Annotated in this window: 1 protein-coding gene; it reads right to left on the bottom strand. The window is 52.8% G+C overall.

Going from position 1 to position 530, the window contains the following annotated elements; all coding sequences use genetic code 11:
- Nucleotides 1-442, bottom strand: a 442-nt coding sequence (locus tag ACRYR9_RS19980; RefSeq protein WP_432540250.1) for a hypothetical protein, incomplete at its 3' end; no start/stop codon positions are given.
- Nucleotides 443-530 lie beyond the last annotated feature (88 nt).

Raw genomic sequence — 530 nt, forward strand, 5'->3', positions numbered from 1 at the left:
GCAAACGCTGCAGCAAGGTGCCATGAGTCAGGGCTGGCTTCCTCCCGGGGAGTGGCGCTGCATCACAAACCAGGAGATGGCTTAGAAACACGTCATCTGTAGACGTTGGCGGTAGCGCCGCCCTATTGAAGCAGTACTCGACGGGGATGCCGAATTTGTTCAGTACCAGCAGGCCGTCATGTTGGATTTGCTTGAATGAAGGCAGGATTCCTTCGTGGTGAATTTTGAATTCAAGTAGCAGCGCCTTCCACGTGCCAGCGCAGCCTATCAAGTCTGCACAGTGTTGGTTGAGGTCAAAGAAATTCTGCTCGGTGTTGTCGGGCAGACATGACAAGTAAGGAATATCGAGCCGCCGGAAGTAGTCGGCGAGACGCTTGTCGACTTCCTGGACAAGAAACCTTTCCTTAGTTTTGATTTCATCAGTCACGGTACTGTTTTCCATCAATCATTTTTCTAGGTCCGATTGCCACGCTGCCCGCTCACGCTTGACGGTACTCGTCGCGGGACTCGAGCTCCATCTTGCACACATG

Origin of the sequence: Kineococcus auxinigenes, from assembly GCF_050871525.1 — a bacterium.
Lineage (GTDB): Bacteria > Actinomycetota > Actinomycetes > Actinomycetales > Kineococcaceae > Kineococcus.